Annotated in this window: 25 protein-coding genes; 17 read left to right on the forward strand and 8 right to left on the reverse strand. The window is 59.8% G+C overall.

Features of this window, described 5'->3' with window-relative positions; genetic code table 11:
• Window positions 1–77: 77 nt before the first annotated feature.
• The 4 genes from rlmN to BGE01nite_RS09765 all read left to right on the forward strand — a co-directional run bounded on the left by rlmN (window position 78) and on the right by BGE01nite_RS09765 (window position 3,538).
• Window positions 78–1,136, forward strand: coding sequence for a dual-specificity RNA methyltransferase RlmN (gene rlmN / locus BGE01nite_RS09750; RefSeq protein WP_218032946.1), 1,059 nt, complete (start codon window positions 78–80; stop codon window positions 1,134–1,136).
• Between the two features lie 155 nt (window positions 1,137–1,291).
• Window positions 1,292–2,038 (forward strand): sensor histidine kinase, encoded by a 747-nt coding sequence (locus tag BGE01nite_RS09755; protein WP_146850261.1) that lies wholly within the window; start codon window positions 1,292–1,294, stop codon window positions 2,036–2,038.
• A gap of 20 nt (window positions 2,039–2,058) precedes the next feature.
• On the forward strand, window positions 2,059–2,811 hold the full coding sequence (locus BGE01nite_RS09760) for an amino acid ABC transporter permease (protein WP_146850262.1): 753 nt from the start codon (window positions 2,059–2,061) through the stop codon (window positions 2,809–2,811).
• Complete coding sequence (locus BGE01nite_RS09765; RefSeq protein WP_146850263.1) at window positions 2,801–3,538, forward strand: amino acid ABC transporter ATP-binding protein; 738 nt, start codon at window positions 2,801–2,803, stop codon at window positions 3,536–3,538. Before BGE01nite_RS09760 ends, BGE01nite_RS09765 begins: the two co-directional genes overlap by 11 nt.
• Window positions 3,539–3,897: 359 nt before the next feature.
• On the opposite strand, the gene BGE01nite_RS09770 is transcribed toward BGE01nite_RS09765, so the two are convergent.
• From BGE01nite_RS09770 to BGE01nite_RS09785, 4 genes are all read right to left on the reverse strand, one after another.
• Window positions 3,898–6,027, reverse strand: coding sequence for a sensor histidine kinase (locus BGE01nite_RS09770; RefSeq protein WP_146850264.1), 2,130 nt, complete (start codon window positions 6,025–6,027; stop codon window positions 3,898–3,900).
• Window positions 6,028–6,050: 23 nt separating this feature from the next.
• A complete protein-coding gene (locus tag BGE01nite_RS09775; protein WP_146850265.1) occupies window positions 6,051–6,731 on the reverse strand; it encodes a response regulator transcription factor in 681 nt (226 codons plus the stop codon).
• A 47-nt stretch (window positions 6,732–6,778) separates the two neighbouring features.
• Window positions 6,779–7,981 (reverse strand): hypothetical protein, encoded by a 1,203-nt coding sequence (locus BGE01nite_RS09780; protein WP_146850266.1) that lies wholly within the window; start codon window positions 7,979–7,981, stop codon window positions 6,779–6,781.
• A gap of 95 nt (window positions 7,982–8,076) precedes the next feature.
• The gene (locus BGE01nite_RS09785; protein ID WP_146850267.1) at window positions 8,077–9,225 is read right to left on the reverse strand and encodes a vWA domain-containing protein; all 1,149 of its coding nucleotides are present in this window, start codon (window positions 9,223–9,225) and stop codon (window positions 8,077–8,079) included.
• Window positions 9,226–9,386: 161 nt separating this feature from the next.
• Between BGE01nite_RS09785 and BGE01nite_RS09790 the strand changes: the two genes are divergently transcribed.
• Window positions 9,387–9,809: a hypothetical protein gene (locus BGE01nite_RS09790; protein ID WP_146850268.1), complete on the forward strand. Its 423-nt coding sequence runs from the start codon at window positions 9,387–9,389 to the stop codon at window positions 9,807–9,809.
• 344 nt (window positions 9,810–10,153) lie between these two features.
• Here the strand turns inward: BGE01nite_RS09790 and BGE01nite_RS09795 are convergent, their stop codons facing one another.
• The 3 genes from BGE01nite_RS09795 to BGE01nite_RS09805 all read right to left on the reverse strand — a co-directional run bounded on the left by BGE01nite_RS09795 (window position 10,154) and on the right by BGE01nite_RS09805 (window position 14,192).
• Window positions 10,154–11,119 carry a TolB-like translocation protein gene (locus BGE01nite_RS09795; RefSeq protein ID WP_218032947.1) on the reverse strand — a complete coding sequence of 322 codons (966 nt, stop codon included), beginning with the start codon at window positions 11,117–11,119 and terminating at the stop codon, window positions 10,154–10,156.
• Between the two features lie 131 nt (window positions 11,120–11,250).
• Complete coding sequence (locus tag BGE01nite_RS09800; protein ID WP_146850269.1) at window positions 11,251–12,381, reverse strand: hypothetical protein; 1,131 nt, start codon at window positions 12,379–12,381, stop codon at window positions 11,251–11,253.
• A 608-nt stretch (window positions 12,382–12,989) separates the two neighbouring features.
• Entirely contained in the window at window positions 12,990–14,192 is a 1,203-nt protein-coding gene (locus BGE01nite_RS09805; protein ID WP_146850270.1) for a 3-keto-disaccharide hydrolase, read from the reverse strand.
• A 132-nt stretch (window positions 14,193–14,324) separates the two neighbouring features.
• Here BGE01nite_RS09805 and BGE01nite_RS09810 point away from each other — a divergent pair, with 132 nt between their 5' ends.
• From BGE01nite_RS09810 to proS, 4 genes are all read left to right on the forward strand, one after another.
• Window positions 14,325–15,836 (forward strand): peptidylprolyl isomerase, encoded by a 1,512-nt coding sequence (locus tag BGE01nite_RS09810; protein ID WP_281292044.1) that lies wholly within the window; start codon window positions 14,325–14,327, stop codon window positions 15,834–15,836.
• 26 nt (window positions 15,837–15,862) lie between these two features.
• A complete protein-coding gene (locus BGE01nite_RS09815; RefSeq protein ID WP_146850272.1) occupies window positions 15,863–16,207 on the forward strand; it encodes a tetratricopeptide repeat protein in 345 nt (114 codons plus the stop codon).
• A 105-nt stretch (window positions 16,208–16,312) separates the two neighbouring features.
• Window positions 16,313–17,074, forward strand: coding sequence for an AraC family transcriptional regulator (locus BGE01nite_RS09820; RefSeq protein ID WP_246145694.1), 762 nt, complete (start codon window positions 16,313–16,315; stop codon window positions 17,072–17,074).
• A 419-nt stretch (window positions 17,075–17,493) separates the two neighbouring features.
• Window positions 17,494–19,008, forward strand: coding sequence for a proline--tRNA ligase (proS, locus tag BGE01nite_RS09825; RefSeq protein WP_146850273.1), 1,515 nt, complete (start codon window positions 17,494–17,496; stop codon window positions 19,006–19,008).
• A gap of 49 nt (window positions 19,009–19,057) precedes the next feature.
• Here proS and BGE01nite_RS09830 read toward each other — a convergent pair whose 3' ends face one another.
• On the reverse strand, window positions 19,058–20,227 hold the full coding sequence (locus tag BGE01nite_RS09830) for an NlpC/P60 family protein (protein WP_170266701.1): 1,170 nt from the start codon (window positions 20,225–20,227) through the stop codon (window positions 19,058–19,060).
• Between the two features lie 403 nt (window positions 20,228–20,630).
• Between BGE01nite_RS09830 and BGE01nite_RS09835 the strand changes: the two genes are divergently transcribed.
• The 8 genes from BGE01nite_RS09835 (at window position 20,631) to BGE01nite_RS09870 (ending at window position 26,789) form a co-directional block, all read left to right on the forward strand.
• Window positions 20,631–20,810 (forward strand): hypothetical protein, encoded by a 180-nt coding sequence (locus BGE01nite_RS09835; RefSeq protein WP_146850275.1) that lies wholly within the window; start codon window positions 20,631–20,633, stop codon window positions 20,808–20,810.
• An 11-nt stretch (window positions 20,811–20,821) separates the two neighbouring features.
• A complete protein-coding gene (locus BGE01nite_RS09840; protein WP_146850276.1) occupies window positions 20,822–21,139 on the forward strand; it encodes a cystatin family protein in 318 nt (105 codons plus the stop codon).
• A gap of 49 nt (window positions 21,140–21,188) precedes the next feature.
• A complete protein-coding gene (locus BGE01nite_RS29885) occupies window positions 21,189–21,374 on the forward strand; it encodes an entericidin A/B family lipoprotein (RefSeq protein WP_146850277.1) in 186 nt (61 codons plus the stop codon).
• Between the two features lie 36 nt (window positions 21,375–21,410).
• Window positions 21,411–21,545 (forward strand): DUF3096 domain-containing protein, encoded by a 135-nt coding sequence (locus BGE01nite_RS09850; protein ID WP_146850278.1) that lies wholly within the window; start codon window positions 21,411–21,413, stop codon window positions 21,543–21,545.
• 54 nt (window positions 21,546–21,599) lie between these two features.
• Window positions 21,600–21,977 carry a hypothetical protein gene (locus tag BGE01nite_RS09855; RefSeq protein WP_146850279.1) on the forward strand — a complete coding sequence of 126 codons (378 nt, stop codon included), beginning with the start codon at window positions 21,600–21,602 and terminating at the stop codon, window positions 21,975–21,977.
• Window positions 21,978–22,078: 101 nt separating this feature from the next.
• Window positions 22,079–24,229, forward strand: a complete 2,151-nt coding sequence (locus BGE01nite_RS09860) for an ATP-binding protein (protein WP_146850280.1) — start codon at window positions 22,079–22,081, stop codon at window positions 24,227–24,229.
• 44 nt (window positions 24,230–24,273) lie between these two features.
• Window positions 24,274–25,404, forward strand: a complete 1,131-nt coding sequence (locus BGE01nite_RS09865) for a hybrid sensor histidine kinase/response regulator (RefSeq protein WP_146850281.1) — start codon at window positions 24,274–24,276, stop codon at window positions 25,402–25,404.
• Between the two features lie 29 nt (window positions 25,405–25,433).
• Window positions 25,434–26,789 (forward strand): sigma-54-dependent transcriptional regulator, encoded by a 1,356-nt coding sequence (locus tag BGE01nite_RS09870; protein WP_146850282.1) that lies wholly within the window; start codon window positions 25,434–25,436, stop codon window positions 26,787–26,789.
• The last annotated feature ends 46 nt before the right edge of the window (window positions 26,790–26,835 follow it).

The following is a 26,835-nucleotide window of genomic DNA, read 5'->3' on the forward strand; positions in this document are numbered from 1 at the left end:
AATGAGAGGGATTGAGCGCCCTCAATCATCGCGCCACTTGCATCACCCGGTCACTGATGAGAGGCTGCGCATCCCCCATGTTCCTGCTCGACCTGACCTTTGATGAACTGCAAGCCCTGCTGGTGCAGGAAGGGCTGCGTCCGGCGCATGGGGCCACGCTTTGGAATGCACTGCATTTTCGGGCGGTCACGGATCTGGCGGCGTGTGAGCATTTCCTGCCTCCTTTGAAGCGCTGGGTGGCGGAACGCGTGGGCACGGAACCGGGGCAGCACCAGGTGGATGTGCCGCCGGTCTCGTCTGACATCCCGAGCGGTGATGGCCTGACGCACAAGTTCCTGCTGCGGCTTCAGGATGGGCAGGAGATCGAGACCGTGGTCATGAGTTACACGGGTCGCCACACCGCCTGCATCAGCACCCAGGCCGGATGCGCCATGGGCTGTGTCTTTTGCGCCACGGGCCAGATGGGATTCGTGCGGCACCTCAGGCCGGGGGAGATCGTGGCCCAGGTGCATCATGCGCGGCGTGTGCTGAAGCACCGTGGCGAGCGGCTGCGCAATCTGGTGCTCATGGGCATGGGCGAGCCGCTGCATAACTATGAGTCTGTCATGAAGGCGCTGGAGATCATCAGTGACACGCGCGGGGCAAACATCGGCCCGAGCAAGGTTTCTGTGAGCACGGTCGGTGTGGTGCCGGGCATCCTGCGCCTGGCGGAGGAGAACCGCCCCTGCAATCTGGCCGTGAGCCTGCATGGCAGCACGGAGGAGGAGCGCGCTGCCCTGATCCCGGCAAACCAGCGCTGGCCGCTGAGCCAGCTCATGGCTGCCTGCCGGACTTATGGTGAGAAGACTGGCCGCCGCATCTTCTTTGCCTGGACCCTCATTGAGGGGGTGAACGATACTCCGGATCATGCTCGCCGGGTAATCACGCTGCTGGAAGGTGTGGATGCGCATGTGAACCTGATCCCGCTGAACGAGACCTCCGGCTATGAGGGCCATGAGAGCGCTGAATCGTCCGGAAATGAGTTCCACCGCATCATTCAGGAAGCGGGCATTCCCTGCACGATCCGCCAGCGGCGTGGCATCGATGTGGCGGCGGGTTGCGGGCAGCTCAAGGCAGCTAGACGCAAGCGTTCCTGACTGCGGGTGACGTCAGACCTCCAAGCGAGTCAAATCCTGAGGTGTTGCGAGAAATTCCGGTTTGACCAGCCTATTATATTTGAGAGCCTTCCCGAGGAGCTTTTCCCTCGAAAGACAGCACCAAAATAGCCTTGCCTCGCTCCCTGCCAGCGTGCATGACTGCGCACCTTTTTTCGCCCATGCAGTTCGTCTTCCCCACACATCTCCAGCTTGCCAATGAGCAAAGTGATGGCTTTCACCAGGAGTTGCTGCGCGGCCTGACTCACAAGCTCAACAACCTCCTCGCCGTCATCCAGGGCTTCAGCAGCCTCATCCTGATGACGGATGACCTGGATGCCAACATCGCGGAGAACATGCAGCACATCCGTGAGGCATCCGTGGGTGTTTCCAATCTGAGCGAGCGTGTGCGCGGTGCCGGTGGCTGTGCCAAGCTGCAGATGCAGGCGCTGAACCTGAACGAGTATCTCGGTGTGGTGCAGACGGCCTTGCTGGAGCCCTTCACGAAAAGCAATGTGCAGCTTGATGCCGATGTGCAGCAGAGCCTGCCTGCCATCAATGTGGATCCGGGCAAGCTGAAGGACATCCTGGTGGAGATCCTCAAGAATGCCGCTGAAGCCGCTGCTCCTGTGGGCGGTCGCGCCATGCTGAAGATTGCGGGTCCAGGTGCCATCACCCCTGCCGAGCAGCGCCGCGTGGACATCCTGGTGAGCAACACCGGCAGCACTATCACTCCCGAGAAGCTCCAGCAGGTCTTCCGTGCCTTCTATGGCTCCAAGACCAGCAATCATCTCGGCCTCGGCCTGACGATCTCCTCCATGCTCTGCCATCAGATGGGCGTGCAGATCGGCATCGCCTCTGAAAACAACACCACGACTGTCTGGCTGAGCTGCCCGATGGCCTGATTTGAGCTTCTCCGGCTGCCATGCCCGGATCACCGCTTCTCTCCCGCCTGCTCTGGAGCCTCGTGCTCCTGCTGGGAGTGTCGCTGGCCCTCTACGGTACTTTTGCCACGGTTCACTATTCCTGGCACTGGTCGGTGGTCTGGGGGTATCGCGCCCAGTTTCTCTGGGGCTGGGTGGCCACCATGGTCATCTCTCTCGGCGCCATGGTGATCAGCATGCTGCTCGGTTTCGCGCTCATGCTGGGTCGTCGCTCGCCCTGGGAGCCTGTACGTCTTTTTTGTTCGGGCACGGTGGAGATCGTGCGCGGCTCGCCGCTGCTGGTGCAGCTCCTGATTGGTTACTACATTGTGGCCACCGCCCTGCATGTGAACTCGCCCGTTCTGGTGGGGACAATCCTGCTGGGGCTTTTTGAAGCGGCGTATCTGGCGGAAATCTTCCGCGGGGCCGTGGAGAGCATCGGCGCTTCGCAGTGGGAAGCGGCGAGAGCGGTGGGCTTCAACACGCAGCAGACTTACCGCCATGTGATCATCCCTCAGGCAGTGCGGCGTGCGCTTCCTGGCACGACGGGTGAGCTGGTCTCGCTCATCAAATCGTCATCCTTGCTCTCCGTGATCGGCATTGAGGAACTGGTGCAAAAGGTGCGGGTGATGAACTCCGCCAGCTACACCGCATTGGAAGGCTATCTGCCTCTGGCGGTGGCCTATCTTATCGTCACGCTGCCGCTGTCCTGGTGGGCGCGGAGACTGGAAAGGAGGTTCGCCTATGAGACTTGAGACTCGTCAAGTGACCAAGCGCTATGGCAAGTTCATGGCGCTGAATGAGGCGAGCTTTCAAACCACCACCGAAGCGCGTGTCGTGGCTTTGTTAGGCCCGAGTGGTGGCGGCAAGTCCACACTGCTGCGCGTGCTCGGCGGTCTCCTGCTGCCAGAGTCCGGCGAGGTGCTGGTGAATGGTGAACCGCTTCCGCATGATCCTGATGCAGCCCTGGTGGCTCTGCGGCGAAACGGCTTCGTGTTTCAGGGATACAATCTCTTCCCGCATCTCAGTGCCTTGCAGAACATTGTGCTGCCTTTGCAGGAGGTTCATGGTTTGAAGACGGCGGAAGCGCAGGCACGAGCGGTGGAACTGCTGACTCGTCTTGGCCTGGCCGAGCATCAGCACAAGCGGCCGGCGGAGCTCTCTGGCGGCCAGCAGCAGCGCGCGGCCATCGCCCGTGCTTTGGCACCGCGTCCGGCCTTGCTGCTGCTCGATGAACCGACCTCAGCGCTCGATCCGGTGATGACCGGTGAGGTGCTGGATGTGATTCGTGAACTCGCGGAAGGCGGGCAGAAGATCGTGCTGGCCACGCATGAGATCAGCTTTGCCAAGAAGGTGGCGGACTGGGTGGTCTTTCTGGCTCAGGGCAAGGTCGTGGAGTCTTGTCCGGCGGAGCAGTTTTTTGCGCAGCCTACATCGCCTCTGGCGCGTGAGTATCTCGAGGGGCTTTCGAGGTATCGGTAAACCGAATGCTGCCAAGTGATCGAGTCGATACAGGATGCTCGTGGTTTGAGGGCCAACGGCCCGAAACTCCTCAGCCCAGGGCAACGCCCTGGGATTCTCGAAGTCGTCAGCCTTCTCCCAGACAGAGCGCCGAAGGTGCGATACTCGACTCCTCGGATTCATGCGCCGAAATAACCCCGGGCGTCGAGTGTCGGCCTTTCAGGCCTCTGCGTCATGGAAGCTTTGTGGTCTGACCTGTTCCCAGGGCGTTGCCCTGGGCTGAGGAGTGTCGCCTCTTCGAGGCTTCAAGCAGTTCTTTCTCGGCGGTAATATCAGTCGGCCATCCTTCTAACAGGTTTTCGATCTCATGAATGGCATAACTACAAGCGTGGCAAGGTGAGGCGGAAGCAGGCGCCGCGACCGTTGACTGGCTGATGCTCGAGCTTGCCGCCGAGTTCGTCAGCGAGTCTCCGGCAGAGGGCAAGGCCGAGGCCGACGCCCGGGGCGCTGTGCGCGGCCTCCGTGGCGGATTTGGCGAACGGCTGGAAGAGTTTCTTCAAGGCTTGCTTGGAGAGGCCGGGGCCGAAGTCTCGGAACAAAATCCGGATGTGTCTGCCCTCCGCCTCCACACGCAGATGCAGCTCACGCGGGTCAGAGTCTGGGGCGGCGTATTTGCAGGCGTTGTCGGTGAGATTGAAGAGGATCTGCTCGACGGCCATGGCATCCACGTGAGCCTGGGCAGGTTCAGCGGCGGCATCGACATCCACCTTGATGGTTAGGCCGCACATATCGGCACGCTGGCGCAAGCGCGGCTCGATGCGCTGGACGAGAGAACCCAGGCTGACGGTCTCAAGGCGGCCTGCGGTGCGACCGCGCTCGATGCGTGAATAGGAAAGCACATTCTCCACCAGGTGCATGAGACGTGTGGACTCATCACACAAGGTGTTGAGATACTCTTTCCGCTGCTGAGGCTCGGGCACCATGTCATCCGCGAGCATCTCCGAGTATAACCGGAAGGTTGTCAAAGGTGTGCGCAGCTCATGCGTGACGGCGGAGACGAAGGCACCGCGGCGCTCGCTCAACTGCATGGCGCGATGCAGCACGTAAGCGATGGCCAGGGCGGCGGCGATGAGGCAGCCCCAGGCGATGTGCAGGGCGCTGCGGAAGGTATCGATCTCCTTTGGCAAAGCCACCCGGACACGACCCGTGAGCAGTTTCACCGGAAGGGTGACAAGAGCCGTGGCATCTGTCTTCGCGGCTTCCGGAGCGATGGTGATCAACTGTGCTTCAGGCAGGAGATCGCGAATGCTCTCCATGAGGCTGGCTTGAAGCTGGGACCAGTTCAGCCACACGCCTTGGAGCCGCGGCTGGCCTTCGAGCACGGCCTGACGAACAAGCAGCAGTTCGTTCTCCACCCATACGGGACGCAGATCCCCGGCGAGTGCCGGGAGCGACTGACGTTGCGCGGGCGCAGGAGCAGCAGCCAGGACATCCACAGGTGCAGGTCGTGCTCCAGGTGCAGCGGTGGTCTCAGCCGTGCTGCGGTAGCGACGTGTCACGGCATCCAGGGATGAAGATCCTGCGGCTTCTTCAGCAGGCTTGGGGGCGGCGGTGGCCATCGCAGTGTCGGCATCGGCGGATCGGGAAGCTGTGGCCGGAGCCGGGGCTACAGCAGCTGCGGGTGCAGCGGGCATAGCGGGCGCGCCGGGGGGTGCACCTGCTGAGACACCTGCTGAAGATGTGGCGACCAGCTTGCCGCCGGGTTTGGAGGGCGGCGCGATCTTGGATTCTTTCTTGAGCGGAGTCTTGTAATTCTCCTCCTTCTCAGTGGCCATGCTTTTGTTAAACACCTGGGCACGCTGCGCCTGCTCGATCACGTTGTTCATCGTCTGAATGTCAGGCTTGGTGACATCATCATTGAGCGCGGCGGTCGTCTTGGGGAGTTCTTCCTGTCGGGCCGCGGGAGCGGGTTTGCGCTCGATGATGCGCGTGTCACTCAGCGAGGGCAGCTTCTGAACTTCCGGATGCCGTTGGATTAGGGCGTTGAGCTTCTGCAGGTTGCTCGATGCCACGTTCATCTGCGGGCTCGCGGCATACCAGTTCGTCGCGAGATCCTTCTGCGAACCGGCGGGAGCTTGCGGACTGCAAGTGACTCCGGAGACGAGCTCGAAGTGCAGGTTCACCATGTCCGGCACGGTGCCGAACAAAGGGGATGGCATGAGCGCCTGGCCTTTCGGGATGCTCTGCGTGCTGCTGGCAAAGAGATCATCTGGTGCGTAGAAGGCCTGGTAGTGCCAGGCTGGGCGCGAGTTCTCACGGATCAGCAGCGCACTGGCCAGTGAATCCATGCGCCAGAGGGCGAGGCGGACCTTTTCCTGCACCAGAGCATCCTTGGCGGTGGTCTTGCGTTGTTCATCCAGGTCCAGCATGCGCAGACTGATCCATGCCATGGCCGCGCCGAAGACGGCGAGGCAGGCGATGAACAGGAACCAGCGGAGGGCAGGGCGCATGACAGGAATAACCAATAGCTCGGTCAGGTGGAAAGCATGTAGCCTTTTCCGCGGACCGTGAGGAGGAAAACGGCGTCACCATCCCGAAGCTTCGCGCGAAGATTGGCGATGTGCATGTCGATGGTGCGGGTCTCGGTGTGATGTGGCTCGATGCGCCAGACGCGGCGGAGCAGTTCATCGCGCGCGATGGCCCGCCCTCGATGCGCGCTGAGATACTCGAGCAGGCTGGCCTCACGATCTGAGAGTTCGGCGCGGCTGCCATCCTCAAAGCGCAGTTCCATGCGCGCGAGATCGGCGATGCCGCCAGGGAAGGGGAGTTGAGCCACGGGCTTGGGTCTCTCCGGAGAGCGGCGCAGCACGGCATCGACTCGGGCGAGCAGTTCGCGCACGCTGAACGGTTTCACCACGTAGTCGTCGGCACCGAGCTTCAGGCCCTTCACTCGATCCGCCTCCTCGCCGCGAGCGGAGAGGATAATGACGGGTGTGCCTGGGCGATGATCCTGCACGGCTTTCAAGATCTCAAAGCCGCTGTAGTTTGGCAGGACCAGGTCCAGCAGGATGAGATCAAAGGTGGCCTTCTGCGCCTGCTCCATGCCGGCCTTTCCTTCCGCGGCCTCTAGCACGTCATGGCCGGCGAAGCGCAAGGCATCACACACACCGCGCCGGATGGCGCTGTCATCTTCGACGACGAGGAGGGTTGGCATGGGAAAAGGTAGGTGAGGATGGTGCGGTCAAACAAGGCTGAAATCCATCAGCGGACATCTTTGTGCTTTTGGGCCACGGCCCGGTAATAGGTATTGCGCAGATCTTGCTCGTTGACCTTCAGAGCACGCTCAACGGCGGGTTCGGTGAAGCGGCCGTGGCCGAGCTCCTGGATGATTTTCCAGCGCTGGGCATCGTCATGGCTGCCAGACAAAGCGGCCACGAGTGCCTTTTCCTGCTGGGGTGTGATGAGCTCGCTCCGAGCCACGAAGACACGCTTCAGCTCGCGGGGAGCCGGAGTGATCTGAAGAGGGAGCTGCTGGTTCACCCAGGTTTCAGGAATCAGGTAGAGCAGGCGTGTGCCTTCCTCGCCCAGCCAAGCCTCGTGCCAGGTGGCGACCATGGCCGCGGCCTCCGCCGGGGTCAGCCCTGCGGACGTCAGTGATTTCCGCAGAGCCTCAGCCAGCGTGTCGGCGGAACCTGTCGAGTCAGGGGCCTCCATCTTGACGGCCTGGATATGACCCTCAGAGTTCTTCTTCAGAGCGATCTGGCCTCCCCGCCAGTGAGTGATGCCTTTTTGGACGCGGACGAAAAAGGCCTCAGTGGCTAAGGGTGCGTAAGCGCCGATGGTCAATGCGCCATCCTCTTGCACGCTGGCCTGGATGGGCAGCGCACCGTTGCCTGCGCCCCGGTAGAAGATGAACTTTTCAGTAGTCAGGGAAGGTTGACCTGCATTGCTCAGAGGCACCTTGTGATGCACCATCCAGGCATCCGGCACGTTGCGGGCATGCTGGTAATGGGCACCGCGCGTTCCCACGCTGCGCGGTGGATTGATCAAGGCTGAGGCAGGCGGCTGAAGGTCAACGGTCCATGAGTGCGCTGTGGAGAGTTGATCCGGGATCAGTTGCTTGGGGATTTCGATTTTACCAGGAGGATAGACTTCCGTTATCATCCCTTGTGTGTAGTCCACGCGCACGTTCACCGTGGTGGGCTGGCTGGCATAAAAGTACAGCACGGGGGTCTCCATGCGCAGCGGGTAAGGCCTGATGCCTTTGCTGCCGATGACGTTCACGAACTCGGGCAGTTCAGCCGGGCCGGTGAGCGCTGTCGTCCACCAGGCGATCGGCATGCTGTCACTCCCCGAGAAGGAGGTGAAGGTGCCCCACTCATGCACGGCATTCAGGGGTGTGTCCTGGGCTGGCAGCGCCCTGGCGGAGAAGCATAGCAAGGAGATGAGAAGCAGGTTTTTCATGAGTGGTGGAGTTGAGTTTTCTAGCCTCTGCAACACGGGGCCAATGGCTGGCTGCGGAGTGGCAGCCAGCCATGGCCGGTGAAGGGTGAACTATCTCATTTGAACTCAATGGCCTTCTTCGCGGCCTGCTCGCGGACGGCTTTGCCGATGGCGTTGTCGAGGGTGGCTTCCTCGCCTTTTTCCTTGGCTTTCTCAGCGACGTATTTTTTACGCTCCTCGTTCAGGCGGCTGATCTCGACCTGGATCTTGGTGCGTTCGGCGGCCTTCTCGTCGATGTAGGTCTGGCGGGCACCGGGGGCCATGGGCTTGAGTTCGGCTGGCAGATCTTCTTCTTTGATCGACTCCAGTTTCACGCCATCCTTTTTGTTAGCGTCCACAAGGTCCCAGGTGCTGTTCTTGTAGTTGCTGGAGGTCTTGGTCAGGGCGCGCTGCACAGGGGCTCCGGCGGCCTCATACTTGGCGGCGTTGCTATCCTGGGCGGCCTGGTTCGCGACACCGCGAGCACCGTCCTTGCCATAGGTGACGTAGGTGCGGTTCAGCTCGATGCTGAGGCGGGTGATCTCCTTGTCCTGCGGAGCTTCGATATGTACGACAGCCTTGTCCTGGTCGATGGTGAGGAAGCGGCCTTCCGCGAGGGCTGCGCCGGTGCGCCAGCCGCCGTTCTCACCTTCGGAACGATTGCCGCAATGGATGGTGTTGATCACCACGCCTTTCTGGATGGCGGCTTTGCACGAGTCATTGGGATTGATGGGACCTTGGGTGAAGGGCTCGTTGCCAGCGATGAAAACAGCTTTGTAGGTCTGGCCGCTTTTGTCCCACTCCAGTTTGTCCAGCGCCTCGCGAATCACCGCGCCGCAGTATTCATCACCCCCATTGGTGGTGAGCTTGAAGAGCTGCTCGGAGACTTTGTCGAGGTCACGGGTGAAGGGCAGGACCTGGCGGATGTAGTTCGTGCCGACGCTGAGGTTCTGATTGCCGTACTCGTAGAGGGCGACCTGGACCACGGGCTTCTTGTCGCCCTGCTTGGAGTCATTGAACTCGTTGACGATTTTCCAGAGCTGGCTTTTGGCCTGCTCGATGAGGCCGTCCATGCTGTTGCTGGTGTCCAGCAGGATGGCAAGCTGGACGAGAGACTCGTCCGCCGAGAGTTTGGTGTCCTTCACCGGCTCAGCCGCAGTCAGCAGACCAGCGCTGGCGATGAGACTAAGGAAGAGAGGGCGAATTGAATGGGGGTATGCTTTCATGGCACCCCCACCCTGCGCGGCGGATGGTCAGGCGTCTGTAAACGGGGTGTAAAAGCGCAAAAAGGATGGCTCAAATAGCCAATCTTTTGCACACTGCCCCCGTTTCCCGGGTAGTCAAAAAGGTGTAATTAAACCAGGGTCGAAATTTACTCTGCCTTTAAATGAATAGCCTTGTCCATCGAACAGCCTGTGTACTTCTTTTGCTGGGTTTTAGTGCATGCCACAGCCATGATGAGATATCGACCAACAAGACGAGGATGGAAATGCATGCAGTAGTTTCGCTCCTTCAAGGTCTAGATGCTAAACAAGTCGCCTACCTGAAAAGTAACATAAGCCAAACTGACGGTAAGGTTCCTGTCGGGATCATACTCACCGCTTTGAATCCAATTGTGCCGACTAGAATCGAATCCCTGGAGTGGCTGGCGGACGGGGATGGGTGGGGGGTGGCATATCAGTTCTATTTTCATGCATCGAATCGCCACGAAGAATTACAAATCAAGGTTTGTTCGTCAGGACCTGATGGCAAATGGCTAACTAAGGACGATATTTCTCACGAAGAGCTGTTCTCTCTACCGGAGAAATGAGGCAGTCAACGGCAACACTGCGGTGTCCTGTTTGAAAATCGCGGTCTAACGAGAAATGGAGAAATAGGAGAAATAGGGTCAGTGTGCAAAAAATTGACAGATTTCATGATCAAGAGAGTCCTGTCTCCACACAGTTTATCAGCGGGATTGGAGGGGGGAGTCAGCGCTTCCTCGGCTTCGACCGCTTGAGGGGCTCCTTGGATTAGCAGCGCGGTTCATTCGAGTTTCGCCTCCTGGCGCGAACTCTCGTCGAGTTGGTTGATCGGCTTGCTTAGCGATCAATTTTTTGCACACTGACCCCATTTGCTCAGGATATAAAAGACTGCGTTAACCAGGTTGCCCGTTCAGTTCGGCGTGGCTTCGCCGTGCGGATAGCGGTAGTCGGCTTTGTCGTCGGTAGAGACCTGCTTTGTGCTGCCATCGGCGAGGGTGTAGAGGAACAGTTTGCCGCCGGCGTGATAGACGATCGCGCTTTCGTCCTTCACCCAGCGCGGGTAGGCAAACCAGACGCGCTTGGCCTCGGCATTGGCGAAGGGCTTCAGGTTCGTGATGGTGCGCTGCTTCACATCGAAGTCGGCAACGTAAAGCGTGCGCCCTGGGAACTCATATTTAAACCCGGTTTGATACTCGAAGCAGATCTTGGTCTCGCTGGGGGAGACGCTGATGCGGTCGAGGATGCCTTTCGGCGCGAGCTCGCATTTGACACGCTCAAATGTTGGTTCGGCACCTGGCTTGGGGGTCATCAGGTAGTAGCCGCGACCGAGCTTCGGAGGTGTGGATGAGACGAAGAGCCTGCCATCACGCACGGCGGAGTGGACCCATGAGTGGTAGCTCTTGTCGGTGAGTGCGATCTCCTCACCGGGCTTGCCGCCCACCTTGCTGGCCATGATGTAGTAGCTGACCTTTCCGGGGACTTTGCGGTTCCAGACGGGCGTGTTCGTGCCATCGCGCGTCCATGTCGGATTGAAGTCGGTAAAGGTGCCATCAGAGAGCTGGTGGAAGCCGGTGCCGTCTGTGTTGATGATGCACATGGTGGTGATCCAGTTGTTCACCTCGGGATCGTCTTTCAGGCGGCGGAAGAACACGAGCATGTCACCCGTGATCGACCACGAAGGTTTGAAATCCCAATGACCCGTGGTGACAGCCTTCGTCTCCGGCTGGCCGAGCACCGTGATGTGGATCTCGCCATCCTTGAAATAGGAGGAGCGAGGTCCTGCTGTTTGGATGCCCGTTGTTGGTTCGCCTCCGGCGACCGCTAAGGTCGACAACAGCAGCGTGCCCAGGTTGAGGAGGATCAGGGTTCGTTTCATGGTGTTCACTCCTTTAACGAGTCATTTGGGGGTGTTTTGAAAAGAATTCCCACAGAGCCTCGCTGGCGGGGAATCCGTTGACCTGGGTGGGCCAGTTGTGACCGCAGTTGTCCACGACGACCCACTCCACCTCAGCGCGATGAAGTGGGCGCTGAGTCAGTGGCTGCGGGAGGGCGCGGGGATGAGCTGCTCTGAAGATCAATCCTGTGCGCGATGCGCGCTTCACCGTCCCGGCGGTAGTCCACAGAGACCTTGTCACCCGTCTTGATGTCCGCCAGTTTTCTGGCGATGTCACCCTGTGTGATCTGCGTGGTATCGGTGACCGAGAACGTCAGTTCACGTGGTGCTGAGACGACCAGACGTTTGTTCGCGATATCGACCTCCTTCACAGTGCCTGTCTTGTTCTGACCGACTTCCTTGAGGCGCTGTGTTTTTTCGGGGTGTTCCTCTTCACTGGATGGCTGGGAACCCAACCCCAGCCACTTCCTGACCGCTGGATATTGCGACTCTGGAAATCCGTGCCCGACACCTTTCATCTCATGCAGGGTGGCCTGCGCCCCGGCTGCCGTGGCGGCTTCATGGATTTCAGCCGCTCGTTTGCCGGACTGCGCGCTGCCGTAAAGCATGAGAAACGCTTTTCCCTTCAGCAGTTCATAGTGCTGCAGGCGACCGCCACCTTCGACGAAGAAGAAGGCCGAGAAGCGTCGCGCGATCTCGCCCTCAGACTGGTCAATCAAAGCCGCCGTGGCATGCGCGCCGTTGGAGGAACCTCCCATGACGCGGTGCGCCGGGTCGATGTTTGGCACCGCCGCCTCCAGCCTGGCGAACATGGTCTTGTACAGAGACCACATGAGCTTGCCGTCGTTCGCCTGGATGATGAGACGCGACGTGGCATTTCCGGCGGCAGGTGGGTCCAGCTTCTCTTTAAACAGCGGGAGGTCCACGCAGACGAAGTCGGTCTCTTCCGTGATCTTGCGCGCCATGGTAGGATCGTAGCCACGAGTGCCGCTGCCACCGCCCAGGAAGATCAGCAGCGGATGCTGGCGCTGCGGATCATAGTTCTGCGGCAGAAACACGCTCATCATGGGCTGGATGCCTTTGGGGTCGTACATCTCCGCGAAAGTTGGCGGCATGTCCGGAAACTTGATGATGAAGGTTTTGCCGGGAACGAGTGGCGGCGTGCGCTCGGCGGCATGTGTTGTCCCTGAACCTGCCAGCGCAAGCGTGATTACGGCATAACAAAAAAGAGGATGCAGGTTCATTGGGGGGATGGCTGTGTTGCGTGGTCTTGCCAGCTCTGATGAACGTGGCCTTTCGCCCTGGTTTGTCCTGAGATGGCGAGGCTTTAACCCAGGCGGGAAGGGAAGGTTGCGGGGGAGGGGCTTGTTCGATGCTTGCCGCAATCAATGCTGGGGCTCGCATCCGAGGTGTGAACCGGGCCTTGTGAATCAAAGTGCCCCTTGATGGGCATCGCTTTCATCGCCTATTTCCAGCCACGTGACTTACCCCTCCCTTTGAGATGCAGCCCTCCATCGAGATCTATTTGCTAGGTGCTCTCATCCTAGTTCTCGTTGTTGGTTATTTGCCCATGGTTAGCGTTCTTGGGGATCGTCCCAGGACGGATGAGGAGGCAAGGGATGAGGCTCAGAAAACGAGAGAGCGTGAACGAAGGCTGTTGCGTCTGTGTGGGATGGGGGGTGTCCTCATCCTGGCCGTGTTGCTTGTGACATGGATCGTGTCGTGAAGGGAAGTGGCCTAACGAGTAATCAAACCACACTGCTCCCGGCCGGCTGACGCATCTCCTCCGCCAAGGCTTCGAAGATCGCGGGCTGCCGCTACACTTGAGGCTCCGGGTGAATCCGACCTTGGCTTACAGATCGCGGACGAAGATGTTCGCGTAGTTCACCGCCTGGGTGAGATCGCTGAGGCCGATGCGGCCTTTGAGGTTCATATCGACCTCGGCTTCGAAGGTTTGTGGATTCTTCTCCTGGGCTTCGGTGATGAGGACCTTGGCTTTTTTGCCCTGGAGGGTGGCTTTGATGCGATACCAGCGGCCGGGCTGGACCTTATCGGGCCCGAGTATGATGGGGGCTTTGCCTCCCGCGCCGAACATGACCAGCGGATGGCTGAGCCCGCGTACGCACAAACCGGCGGCGGGGATGGTGAGGTCGACGGTCTTGGGGAGGTTCACGTCACAGATGATCTCGCAGTCGCCGAACTCGGCCTCGGTCCAGAGGGCGGGGCCGGTCTGGCCTTCCTTGAGGGTGATCTGCCAGTCGCTGGATTCCCACTTTAGAGGCGGGGTGGCCGGGGTGATCCAGTTGCGGAAGTCGACGCCGGTGTAGAGGGCCTTCCAGCCCTGGTCGGCGGGGGCGGTGAGGTCGGCGGGGGGGTTGGTGGAGGGGAGCTCCTGGATGCGCACGTTGCGGAACTCCACGGGGGCGCCTTCGGATTCCAGGGCGAGGTAGCCTTTGCGGTAGTTGCAGTTGTCACCACCGCTGACCACCTTGCCATTCACGGCGAGCGTGAGTTTGCCGTTGTTGGCCTCGATGCGGTAGTGGTTCCACTCGGGGCTGGGCTTGCTGCGCTCCTCACTGGGGAAGCTGCGCTGGCCATTGTGCTCGCCGAGGGGTTCCATGGTGGCGCCGTGGATGGGGAAGACATCGCCATGGGTGGTGAACCAGCGGGGCTTGTCAGGCTTGGCGTTTTTCATGTAGCCGTGGTCCAGGACCTGGACCTCGATGCCACGGAGAAAGGGCACGCCAGGGGCGCTGATGGGGGTGCCCCAGATGAAGATGCCGGAGTTGCCCGCATCACTCAGGTGCCGCCATTCGGCCTCCAGGATGAAATTTTCATACTGCTTTGCGGTGCGCAGGGCGCCGGTGGGTTTGCCCGTGCAGGAGATGACGCCGTCCTTGATGCTCCAGGTTTCCGGGGCGCAGTTCGCGTTCACCCAGCCGTCCAGGCTGTTCGGCTGGAACATCGGCACAAAGGGCTTCTCAGCACCACATGCACCAAGAACGACGACTAGGGAAAGACAGGCTGCGGCGCGAAAAAATGGAGACGAGGACATGGTCGGGAAAGGGAAGTGGACTCAAACGCGCCCGGAAGAGACCTCCATGCAAATGGTTTTTCCGTTTGCCCTATGGAGCGCAGCGGCTTACTTCCGCGCCCGTTTCCATACCAGCCCCCTGCACGACCCGCTATGCTCGAGTTTTTCCGCCGCCATCGTGGAGCTTTCATGCTCTCCCTGACTGTCATCATCATCATCAGCTTCGCGAGCTGGGGCGGTACACGCACGGGCGGCCCTAAGATGGCTTCCGCCTCGGACGATGCTTTCACCATGTATGGTGAAGACTACACCGTGGGTGAGCTTCAGCGTCTGGAGGGCTCTGGCCAGGTCATCAGCATGCTGCAGATGTATGAGCTCTACTTCGGTCTCATGTCCGCCGCACGCGGTCCTGAAGCCGGTGGCCGTGACTTCATCTTCAATCTTCTGGTGCTGAAGCGCCAGATGAAGGAGCTGGGTGTGAACCCGAGCGATGCTGAAGCCAAGGCCGAGCTGGAGAAGATCCCCAGCCTGCAGGAGAATGGCAAGTTCAGCCCGCAGCGCGCCTTCAGCGTGCAGCAGAACCTGGGCATGTATGGCAAGGGTGGTCAGGACATGCTGGAAGCGGCCAAGCTCAGCATCGGCCTGAACCGCATCAAGGACCTGGTGGGCAAGAACTACGTGGCATCGCCGCTCGAAGCTGAGAAGGCCTATGCGAGCCGTCACCAGACCCTGAAGATCCAGACCATCAACTTCGCTCTCGATGACTTCAAGAAGACCGCCGAGGTCAAGGACGAGGAGCTGCAGAAGTACTACGACGAGAACAAGGACAACTACAAGACTGTGGAGAAGCGCGCGGTGAGCTATGTGCTCTTTGCCAATCCGGCTGATCTCGACAAGAAGCCGGTCGAGGAGCGCACCAAGCTGAACAAGGTGCAGGTGGACAGCGTGAACGCCTTCAACGCGGCAGCTGCCAAGCCTGGTGCCAAGTTTGATGATGTGGTCAAGGGGCTGAATCTAAAGGCTGAAACCGCCCCTCTCTTTGCCAAAGACAGCCCGCCCGAAGCCCTCAAGGGCGAGAGTGATGTGATCGACGCCATCTTCGTCCAGAGCAAGGACGCTGGCAAAGTCAGCGACCCCGTGAAGGGCACCAAGGGCTGGTATGTCTTCACCGTGACCTCCACAGAAGAACCGAAGCAGCAGGACCTCGCCGCCGTGAAGGACAAGGTGAAGGAAGTGCTGGTTGGCCAGAAGGCCCAGGAAGCTCTTTCCAAGGCTGTGAACGAAGCCCGCATCGCGATTCAGGAAGGCCTGAAGGGCGGCAAGAAGATCGACGAGATCGCCAAGGAGAAGAAGCTGACTCTGGACGCCGTGAAGGACCTCACCGTCAACGAGCCTGCCGCTGATCTGCCGAACGCTGTGGAGATCGCCCGTGAAGCTGAGAAGGTGGCTGCTGGTGATGTGGCCAAGGCCGTGAACACGGACAAGGGCGCGACGCTGGTGTATGTGGCCGCCAAGGAACTGCGCAAGCGTGATGACAGCGCGGCTCTCCGCAAGAACACCGAGGACACCCGCACCACCCAGGAGCGTGACCGTCTTTTCAATTCCTGGTTCTCTGCCAAGCGCGCTGAGTCCGGTCTCAAGATTCATCTGAAGATGAGCGCCTAACCAGCGATCATCCACGATCCTCCTGCATGTCTGACACCCCGGCCTCCGTGGACGACCTCTTTGACGAGGCGAACGGCCACCTGGCCATGGGGGAGCTGGAAGAGGCGGTGCCTCTCTATCGCCGCTGCGTGGAGCAGGATCCGCAGTTCTTTGATGGCTGGCATGCGCTGGGCATGGCGCTGATGAAAACGGGCAGCATCAAGGAGGCCATCGGCGCTGGGCTGATGGCCACCACGCTGAAGCCGAATGATCTGCTGGCCTGGACGGCGCTCAGCCAGATGTATGTGGCGGATCATCAGATCGCCGAAGCCGAGACAGCGAAAGGGAATGCGCGTATTCTCTCTCTGGGCGGCAGGGTGGTGAAAGAGTAATGACGAATGCCGAAGGGGCAGGGGGAATCGCCAGTCAGATGAGCCATTCGTGTCTTTTAGTCCTTGGCAGTGGCTTGTGGGATACTCATAGTTCTTCTGTCTTTCATGAACGCTGCATCTGCCAGTGATCTCCGCTCCCGGTTCCTGCACTCGCTGGCGCCGGACAGCCAGTTCTACCGGATGTTTGATCATCTGCCGGGCATCTCGTTCTTTGCCAAGAACCGGCAGTTTCAGCTCATGTGCGCGAACAAGCACTTCATGGAGACCATGGGCTTCAAGAACGAGAACGAGCTTGTGGGAAAGGAAGACTTTGATCTGTTTCCCCGCCGTCTGGCCGAGAGTTTCCGTCGGGATGATGAGGAGATCCTGCGCACGGGTGAGCCGAAGCTGAACATCGTGGAGCTGTTCTTCAATCCGCAGGGCATCCCCGACTGGTTCATCACGAACAAGATGCCTTTGCGTGACAAGAAGGGCAAACTAGTGGGCGTGATGGGCAGCACGCAGAGCTATGGGCAGGCGATGACCATCGTGCATGCCAGCCAGCACATTGAGAAGGCGCTGGCTTACATTCGTGATCACTTCCGCACACGTCTGAGTGTGGAGGATCTGGCCGCACAGGTGCATCTGAGCCCGCGCCAGCTTCACCGGAAGTTTGTGGAGACCTTTGGTTGCAGCCCGCAGACCTTCATCATGAAGCTGCGCATCCAGGCAGCCTGTGATGCCTTGCAGCATGAGGACGCGCAGATCAGCCAGGTGGCCATTGATCTCGGCTTCTATGACCAGAGCGGCTTCACCCACCACTTCCACAAGCATGTGGGCCTCACCCCGCTGAAATACCAGCGCCAGTTCCGGCTTGGCAGGCGGTGAAGAAAGTCTTTCATGAGCCATGCTGATCCCGGCCCCCGGCAGGGGTAAAGCTGGTAGCCAGGGGTGGTGCGAGGAACGAGCGGAACCCCTGGACTCGACAATACACGCACGATAGTTCGGCCCGCGCCCTGGAAGGGCGCGAGCAAAGCCGGGACGCTGCGGTGTCATCGCACGCACCTGGTTCGCCCTGCCGCTCGCGCCCTTCCAGGGCGCGATGAGGCCATTGTGTTGATGGCCCTTCTCCAGGGGTTCCGCTGCACAGCTTCGCAGTTACGCTCCACCCCTGGCTACCAGCTTGCGAGCCTCCGGCTCACGAAAACGCAGGACCGAAATGAGTCAATCGCAGCTCTGAGCGAGGATAGGGTCTTCCACTGGAAGCCTCTTGAGTTCCGCGCAGAGCGCACCATACTTCGCGCCCCATGAGTCAAGCTCCCGCCATTTCTCCTACCCGTGAAAAAGATTTCCCTGAGTGGTATCAGCAGGTCGTCCGCGCCGCTGATCTCGCTGAAAACTCGGAGGTGCGTGGTTGCATGGTCATCAAGCCGTGGGGCTACGGACTTTGGGAAAACATCCAGCGCCAGCTTGATGTGAAGTTCAAGGAGACCGGGCACGTGAATGCCTACTTCCCGCTGCTGATCCCGCTGAGCTACCTGGAGAAGGAAGCCCAGCACGCGGAAGGCTTTGCCACCGAGTGCGCTGTGGTCACGCATCATCGCCTCGAGGTCCAGAAGCAGCCCGATGGCACGACGAAGATGATCCCCACGGGCAAGCTGGAAGAACCTTTTGTTATTCGTCCGACGTCCGAAACCATCATCGGCGCGGCCTTTGCACGCTGGGTGCAGAGTTATCGTGACCTGCCGCTGCTCATCAACCAGTGGGCGAACGTCATGCGCTGGGAGATGCGTCCGCGCTTGTTCCTGCGCACGGCTGAGTTCCTCTGGCAGGAAGGCCACACCGCGCATGAGACGGCGGCGGAGGCCATCGATGAGACGAAGCTCATGCACAAAGTGTATGCCGACTTCCTGCGCAACCACCTCGCCATTCCGGTGATCCCTGGCGCGAAGACGGAGAACGAGCGTTTTCCTGGCGCGGTCGATACCTACACGGTCGAAGCCATGGTGCAGGACCGCAAGGCCATCCAGGCCGGCACCAGCCACTACCTGGGCACGAACTTCTCCAAGGCCGCGAACATCCAGTTCCTGGGTCGCGACAACACCAAGCAGCTCGCCCACACCACCAGCTGGGGCGTCAGCACCCGCCTCATCGGCACGCTCATCATGGCCCATGGTGATGATGATGGTGTCATCATCCCACCACGTGTGGCTCCTCATCAGATCGTGATTCTTCCCGTCACACCCAAGGCGGACACGCGTCAGGAAGTCATTGATTCCTGCGAGGCTCTCGCCAAAACCCTGCGCACGCAGACCTTCCATGGCGAACCTCTGCGCGTGCATGTGGACAAGCGCGACCTCCAGGGCGGTGCCAAGAACTGGGAGTGGATCAAGAAGGGCGTGCCGCTTCGCCTCGAAATGGGACCTCGTGACATCACCAGCCGCACCGTGGCTGTCTGCCGTCGTGACCAGGGCCCCAAGGCGAAGGATTTCATCCCCAAGGAAGAACTCATCCGTGACATCACCGAGAAGCTTCAGGACATCCAGGACGCTCTCCTCAAGCGCGCGACCGAGATGCGTGATGCCAACATGAAGAAGCTGGACACTCTGGACGAGTTCAAAGCCTTCTTCGCGGAAGGCGGCCCCGGTGGCTTCGCGCTCATGCATTGGGCGGGTAGCAACGAGGAGGAAGACAAGATCGCCAAGGACATGAAGATCACCATCCGCTGCATCCCGATCAGCGATGAGTTTGTCGAGGAAGGGAAGTGCTTCCTCACCGGCAAGCCCAGCTCACGCCGCGTGGTCTTTGCCCGCAGCTACTGATCTGTTCGCCAGCCGGGCAGTCTTTTAAACATCGCACACCATCTCCTGCTTATCGGGAGATGGCGTTGCGGATGGAGTCGCCCACGCCTTTGGCCGCTTGACGCAGCTTGTCCTGTGGGGTGGCCGGGGCTGGTGCGGTCTTGCGAGTGGTGGTTTGGGATTTCTTGGCCGTGGTGCCAGACTTGGTGGTCGTCTTGCTCGGGCTCGACTTGGGCTTGGCCTTGGCGGTGCTGGTCGTGCTTTTGGGCTTTGCTGCAGAGCTTTCGGCGGACTTGCTGACAGAGGCAGGTTTGTCTGCTGATTTGGTCACAGCTTCCGTGGGCTTGCTGGCATTCGTTTCTGCAAGGGTGATCGCCTTCATGACCGTCTCCTTGTTCTCCGGTGGGCTTGGCTTGGACGTCTCCACCTCGGCCACGACCAGGGGGGGGGGCGGTGGTGAAGGCTTGGCCGGGGCCTCGGCAATCACGGGTTCTGGCACCACTTTGGGAACGATCCTGCCCACGCCGGGAATCAGCCCGTAGCCATAGAACTTCGACTTGCTGGTCTCCTTCGGAATGGTGAGGTCAAACACACTGACGCCCGTGCGTTTCTCCCCCTGGTAGACACGGCCGTCACTGGCTCCGAACATCAGCGGCCTGCCCGTCTTCTTCATCTTGCCCAGGTAGAGCATCACATGAGTCACCGGGATGGCTCGCGGTGATGTCTCATAGGTGCCCGACCAGAAAAGCAGGTCTCCGGGTTGGAGAGCAGCGAACTCTGGATGCTTCAGCGTGTCAGCCTTTTCCGTCCGATGCAGCAGCGTGTTGTTCTGCACCCATCCACAGATTTCGTTCGACTGGCGTGGCACACCTTTGAGGCCCAGTCCATTGAGCAGGTGGACGATGGTGCCCGAGCAATCCATGCCACCCTGTTTCGGATTGGACGAACCAAAAGTGTAGGTAAGGTTCAGCTTCGTGAGCGCCAGGGCATCACGGACCAGTTGCTGGACCTGGGGCGCATAGTTCTCAAAACCCTCCAGCACCTCAGGATCGATGCTGCTCACGGCGGCGGCTCGTGGTTCGCTCTTCGGGCCTTCCGTCAGCTCATCCTCAGGTGTTTGAGCTGTCTCGGATGTGGAGGCTGATGATGAGGCACCCGAAGTCTTTTTGGCGGCGCCTTGCTCTGCCATCACGGAAAAGGCCGCGGTGGTGAGCAGCAGGATAAGTGATTTCAGGTGCATGATAGGGATGTTCTTTCGACCGGTTGGCTGCTCTTTCATTCAAACGGATTCATTCGTGCGCTGGATCCGGGCCAATCAATGGCGTCCATATCCCGAACGTTTTCTAATGCATTGTTGGTTGGGCTGAATGTCGTTCCTGCTCTTGGGTTTTAGATGGTTCGCCGTTGTTGAAGTCATCTTGGAAGCGATCCAAAGTTCGAGGCGGTCTGCCTGTGAAACGTCAAATGACGTCGTGCATCATGCAAGGATGGCCATGCGCATTGCATGGAAAGTGGTGGCTTGGCGGCCGGGATGATGTTGAGCATTGGTGATTCAAATCGTTGATAATCAATGGGGTGTGGCTGGGTCTGATCAGGCTGGCACTGACTCTGCATGAGAGTGGAGACCAAGCCCCCCTAATGCCATGACCAGTTCCAGCCCGCCCCCACGCTACGCGCTGCTCCGCGCGTCCGCGCTTGCCATCGCCTCGCTGGCGATGGGGATCGCGGTCACCGGTGCAGTGGCCCGCGCCACTGTTCTGGCGTGGGCCGTGGCCGCCATGGCGCTGATCACCTTCGGCGCCACCTACCATCTCAAACACTAAATCCACATACCATGACGACGACCCCTAACATCAACCAAGCCTTGAACACAACCGCCCAGGATTTTCGCGCCTTGGGTGAAGCGGCCAAGGCTGACTTCAACCGCCTGACGAATGATGCACACAAGCTGGCTCAAACGAAGGTGATCGATCCCGGTGTCCAGATGATCAAGGACACCTCCCACAAGCTGGAGGTGCAGGCCCGTCGCTCCGCCGACGCTGCTAAAGTCCAGATGGATCATTTGCATGACTACATCGTCGAGAACCCGGGTCGTGCCCTTCTCGGCGCATTGGCCGGCGGTTTCATCCTCGGACTCCTTCTGCGCCGCTGAGATCACCCTCCGCTCCTAGTTTCCATCAACCTCAAAGACACCCATCCCCATGAACACACCTCCGACCGCCGCCCAAGATGAAGTCATTTCCCGCAATGTTGGTTATTTCACCCTCATCCTTGGCTTTGTCGTCCTCACTCTCTCATTTCTCAGCTCGTGCAACACCACCCGGGGCTTCGGTCGGGATGTTCAGAGGGTAGGGCATAAAATCGAGGCGACCGCCTCGGGGCACTGATCCGATTGGAGTTTAATCTCTCGTTCTATTTCTCCCATGCCCAAGCATTTGACTCCTATTGTGTCCATCATCGCAGGCATCTGTGTGCTGATCTTTCCGCACCTGCTGAACTACGTGGTGGGCATCTATCTCATCCTCACGGGTGTGCTCGCCTTTCAAAAAGGCGCGTAGTCCGGTCTCGGCGCTAACGAATGTTCAACGGTCTAACTCTCAAAACCCCTAACTATGGACACGACACAGCAACGTATTCAGACCTTCTTCACGGCCGCACTGGCGGTTCTTGTCACCCTCTTCCTCCTTTTGGTGACGAGCTGTAACAAAAAGTCATCGGACCTGCGTCCCACGACGGGCGACAAGATTGAGAACAAGATCGATGATGCCTTGGACCGTCGTCCTGGCGAGCCGGTGCTCGATGCGCTTGAAAACGCGACCCAAGATCCCGCTTTGAAGCTGGAGACCGACAGGAAGATTCAAAACAAGGTGGATGATGCTCTGGACCGCCGTCCAGGTGAGCCCGTGCTCGATGTCATCGAAGAAGGCGCGAAGGACGTCAAAAAGATCAAGACCGCCATTCAGGAAGCCGTGAGAGATGCGGACAAGTGAACCGCTAGTCTCCGGATACTGCGGGTGTGAAGAAAAACGCACCCGCGGGTCCGGAAGTATTCGCGCCACGCCGTCCCACTAATGTATCTTCCGGTTCCTCTATGTTTCGATCATGGCACGGCCTGTTCCTTATCTTCTCTTCCACGCTGACGCTGCTGGTGATGGTCAGCATGACTTTCAGCGGCCGGATCGCCCGCGAAGGGGCCAAGACCATTGAGCACACGAATGTCGTCATCGGCACGTATCTTGAGCTCCGTGCTGTGATCTCGGAAATTGAATCAACGACGCGCTCAAGCCTCATCGTCGGGGACATGCCGATGACCGAGCCGCTGACGAAGGCGGAGGCAGACTCCAGTCGCATTCTTGCCTTGCTGAACGACCTGACCCGCGAGAGCTCGGCCCAACAAAAAATGATCGAAAAAGTGCGCGCGCTGGTCCAGGCGAGCCTGTCCTCGTTGCGTGAACTGATCAGTCACCCGGAGGGGCCGGCAGGGGATGATGCCCGGAAGGCCAGCGTCAGGAGGGGGACGGCTCTCATGAAGGAACTTCAGGCCTCCATCGACGAGGGCGTGCAGTATGAGCGGGACTTGTATCTGGAGCGAGATCAAAGAGCGGCAAAGGAATTCCAGAAGCAAACCTTCACCAGCATCGGCGGTCTTGTGCTGGCTGTCGCCACGGGACTGGCGAGCCTGCTCCTGCTGATGCGCAATCACCGTGAAACTCTGCGTCATCTGGAGATGCAGCGGGTCTCTGAGCAGGTGAGGGAGGCGGACCTGCAGAAGTCCAAGTTCCTGGCCAACATGAGTCACGAGATCCGCACGCCGATGAATGCCATCCTGGGCTTCACCGATCTGCTCACTGGCCTGATCAAAGAGCCGCGTGCCTTGAAGTATGTGCGTTCCATTCAGAGCAGCGGGCGCACCCTGCTGGAGCTCATCAATGAGATCCTCGACATCTCGCGGGTGGAGGCCGGGAAGCTGGAGATTCGAGCTGAGCCGAGCAATGTGCGTGAGATCGTCGAAGGGGTGGCGGTGATGTTGAAAAAGCATGCCCAGGACAAGGGCATTTCCCTCGAGACCAAGATCCTCGGAACTGTGCCGTCGCTGCTGGACATTGATCCGCTGAGATTTCGCCAGGTGGTGCTGAACCTCGTCACCAATGCGGTGAAGTTCACCAATCGCGGCGGGGTGAAGGTGCTGCTGAATACCACGCCGTCAGGTGAGGAAAAATGGGACATCACGGTCACGGTGACTGACACTGGGGTGGGTATTCCTGAGGAGGACCGCGCACGCATCTTCTCTCCGTTTGAGCAAGCCTCCACGCATAGCCGCAGCGGTGCGCAGGGCACGGGACTGGGCCTCAGCATCACCCAAAAGCTCGTGGATCTGATGAAGGGCGAGATTCGCTACAAAAGCACCGTGGGCACGGGCTCTGAGTTCACCGTGGTGCTGCCGGGTGTGCCGGTCAGCAAGAAGGAGGCTGACCCGCCCAGCAATCGCAGCGCAGACTTCAACGAGCTCCGGCCGGCCGCCATCCTGGTGGTGGATGACAACCCGACCAACAGGGAAGTCATCGCTGGCTATTTTCATGACTCGCACCATGAGCTGCTCTTTGCCCAGGATGGCATCGAGGCCATCGAGATCGCCCGGCACGCCAAGCCTGACGTGATCCTCATGGACATTCGCATGCCCAGGATGGACGGGAAGGGGGCACGCGAAATTCTGCGTGAGGATGAGAAGACACGGGCCATCCCGGTCATCGCCCAGACGGCATCCTCCATGCCGGAGGAAAGCAGCAGACTGAAGCGCTTGTTCGATGGCTATCTTCAGAAGCCCTTCAGCCCGCGCCAGTTGTTTGATGAGCTCGAGCCTGTGATCGGTCATGCGACCATGCGCCACGCCACCGGCAGGCCGGTGAAGCCCGTGGATGATGAGATTCCCGAGGCCGTGATCGAGTCCCTGGATGCGCATTCCTCAGCCTCCTGGCCGGATCTGGCTCAGCGGCTCAATGAACTGGCCACAAGAGACATCCAGCGCTTCCTCGACACCTGCCCGATGCGGGAGATCGCTGCCTGTGGCAATGAACTCCAGGTGCTGGCCGCGCGTCACGACTGCCCGCCTCTCAACCGCTATGCCAGCGCCCTGACCTCCGCCGCGGAGTGCTTTGAGATAGAGCAGGTGGAACGTTTGTTAGGCGAGTTTGACACCATCGCCGAGCGCATCACCGGCGTCCCGGTGCAACCCTCCGCCTAGGTCTTTGAGTTGATAATCCTTCATCCCTTCCATCCCTTCCCGACATGTTTATCGACGAGAACCCCACCATTTCTTTGCGCACCCCGGCACGCGGCGTGATCCTTGTGGTCGATGACCAGATGCGCAACATCCAGGTCGTCGGCACCATCCTGACGCAGGAGGGCTATGAGGTCATCCCGGCCAGCAGTGGCACGCAGGCTCTGCAACGCGTGGCGGCCCGGCTTCCAGACCTGGTGCTGCTGGATGTGGTGATGCCTGAGATGGATGGATTTGAGGTCTGCAAAAAGCTGCGTGAGCATCATGACACCGCAGCTTTGCCCGTGATCTTCGTGTCTGCGGCGGATGATGCAGACACCGTGGTGCGGGGTCTGGAAGCCGGTGGCACGGACTACGTCAGCAAGCCCTTCAACCGCGCGGAGCTTCTGGCCCGTGTGCGCAACCAGGTGGAGCTCAAGCGCGCTCGTGAGACAGCGGCGCGCATCCTGCGGGAGAGGGAGAACATCGTCAGCATGGTGGCGCATGATCTGAAGAATCCCATCGGCGCCATTCGCTTCAGTGCGCAGACGCTCGCCGAATTGAAGCCTGAGCAGCGGCATACGGCGGAGGAGCTGATGCAGCACATCGTGGGCACCTGTGACCAGGTGGTGGAGCTGGTGGACCGGTTCCTCAGCAACCGCGCGCAGGAGGCCTCGCAGGAGCGCTTCTATCTGGCACGCATCAGCAGCGAGCAGGTTCGTGACATGATCGCTTCCTGGAAGCAGACGGCGAAGCGCAAGAACATCAGCTTTGATGTGCGCTTCAAGGCCGAGGGCCAGCACGTGCGTGTGGATCTGCTGATCCTGGGGCAGGTGATTGATAATCTTCTGAGCAACGCGGTGAAGTTTTCCCCCATCGGCAGCCACATCCAGGCCGAGCTCAAACCGGAGCGCGGTCACCTCGTGGTCTCGATCCAGGATGAAGGGCCAGGCTTCAATGACAGTGATCTCGCGCGCATGTTTCAGGACTACATGCGCCTCTCTGCCCGCCCCACCGGGGGCGAATCCTCCACCGGCCTCGGCCTGGCCATCGCCAAACGTGGCGCGGACCGCATGGGCGCGCTTCTGGCGATGGACAACCGGTCGGATGGAAAAGGTGCCGTCGCCAAACTTGAGCTGCCTCTCTGGTCTGAGGCCTGAACGTATCTCCACGCACTCCTCAAACTCCCATGGACATTCTGATTGTCGATGACGAAGCCAGCATCCGCCGCGCCACCAGCCTCGCGCTGGAGGCCGCCGGTCACTATGTGGAATCTGCCGAGACGGGAGCCGTGGCGCTCCGCAGTCTGAAGGAGTCCACCTTCGACCTCGTGCTGCTGGACCTCTATCTGGGGGATGAGAACGGCCTGCAGATCCTGGAGACGATCCGCCGTGAGCATCCGAATGTCCACGTAGTGATGTTCACCGCCAATGCCACGATTCCGAACGCGGTCGAGGCCACTCGTCTCGGCGCAGTCGACTTTTTGGTTAAACCTTTCAGCCCGGACCAGTTGCGCCTGGCGCTCAAGCGCATCACCACGCTGCGCACTCTGGAGCGGAAGGTCGAAGAGCTGACGACTGAAGTGCGGCGGCAGGCCCCCACGGCGGAGATTGTTTCGCAGAATCCGCTCATGAAGCGCAGTGTCGACGTGCTGTTTCGCGCGGCAGACACCCCATCGTCCATTCTCATCCTCGGTGAAAGCGGCACCGGCAAGACCATGATCGCCCGGGCCATCCATGATCGCAGCGCGGTGCGTGACAAACCTTTTGTGACCGTCAGCTGCCCCAGCCTTTCTCGTGAGCTGCTGGAGAGTGATCTCTTTGGGCATGTGAAAGGAGCCTTCACCGGTGCTCTCAAAGACACCTGGGGGAAGGTGAAGGCGGCGGACGGAGGCACACTGTTTCTGGATGAGATCGGTGAGCTGCCACTGGAGATCCAGCCTAAGCTCCTGCGCCTGCTGCAAGAGCGCGAGTATGAACGCCTGGGTGAATCCACACCGCGAAAGGCCAACGTGCGTGTCATCGCCGCCACGAACCGTGATCTCAAGCAGTGGTCAGCCGAAGGCCGCTTTCGTGAGGACTTGTTTTATCGCCTGAACGTCATCTCGGCCGTGATGCCTCCTTTGCGCGAAAGGCCTGAGGACCTCATGCCTTATGCGGAGAAGTTTCTGAAATTCTTCGCCAGTGAATTTGGCCGCAAGGTGCGGGGATTTTCCTCAGATGCGGTGAAGGCTCTGCGTTCACATCCCTGGCCCGGGAATGTCCGCGAACTGCGAAACGCCATCGAGCGTGCGGTGATTCTGGCTGAAGGTGACCAGATCACGGCTCATGATCTCCCGGAGGCTGGAGGTCATGTGGGGGCAGGGGCAGGAGGAGCCTCGACCGCACAGGTCGGTGCTCGTGTCAGCATTGAGGAGCTCGAGCGCGAACACATCCGCCGGATCATCGCTTCCACCTCATCTCTCGATGAAGCCGCGAAGGTGCTGGATATCGATTCAGCCACTCTCTACCGGAAGAGGAAGCGCTACCAAATGGATGCGCCCTGATCCTTTCGAACCAGGGCGCTGTGGGTTTTGAGAGTCTCGGTTAGAT

It is taken from the genome of Prosthecobacter gellanilyticus (genome assembly GCF_007992435.1).
GTDB classification, from domain to species: Bacteria; Verrucomicrobiota; Verrucomicrobiia; order Verrucomicrobiales; family Verrucomicrobiaceae; genus Prosthecobacter; species Prosthecobacter gellanilyticus.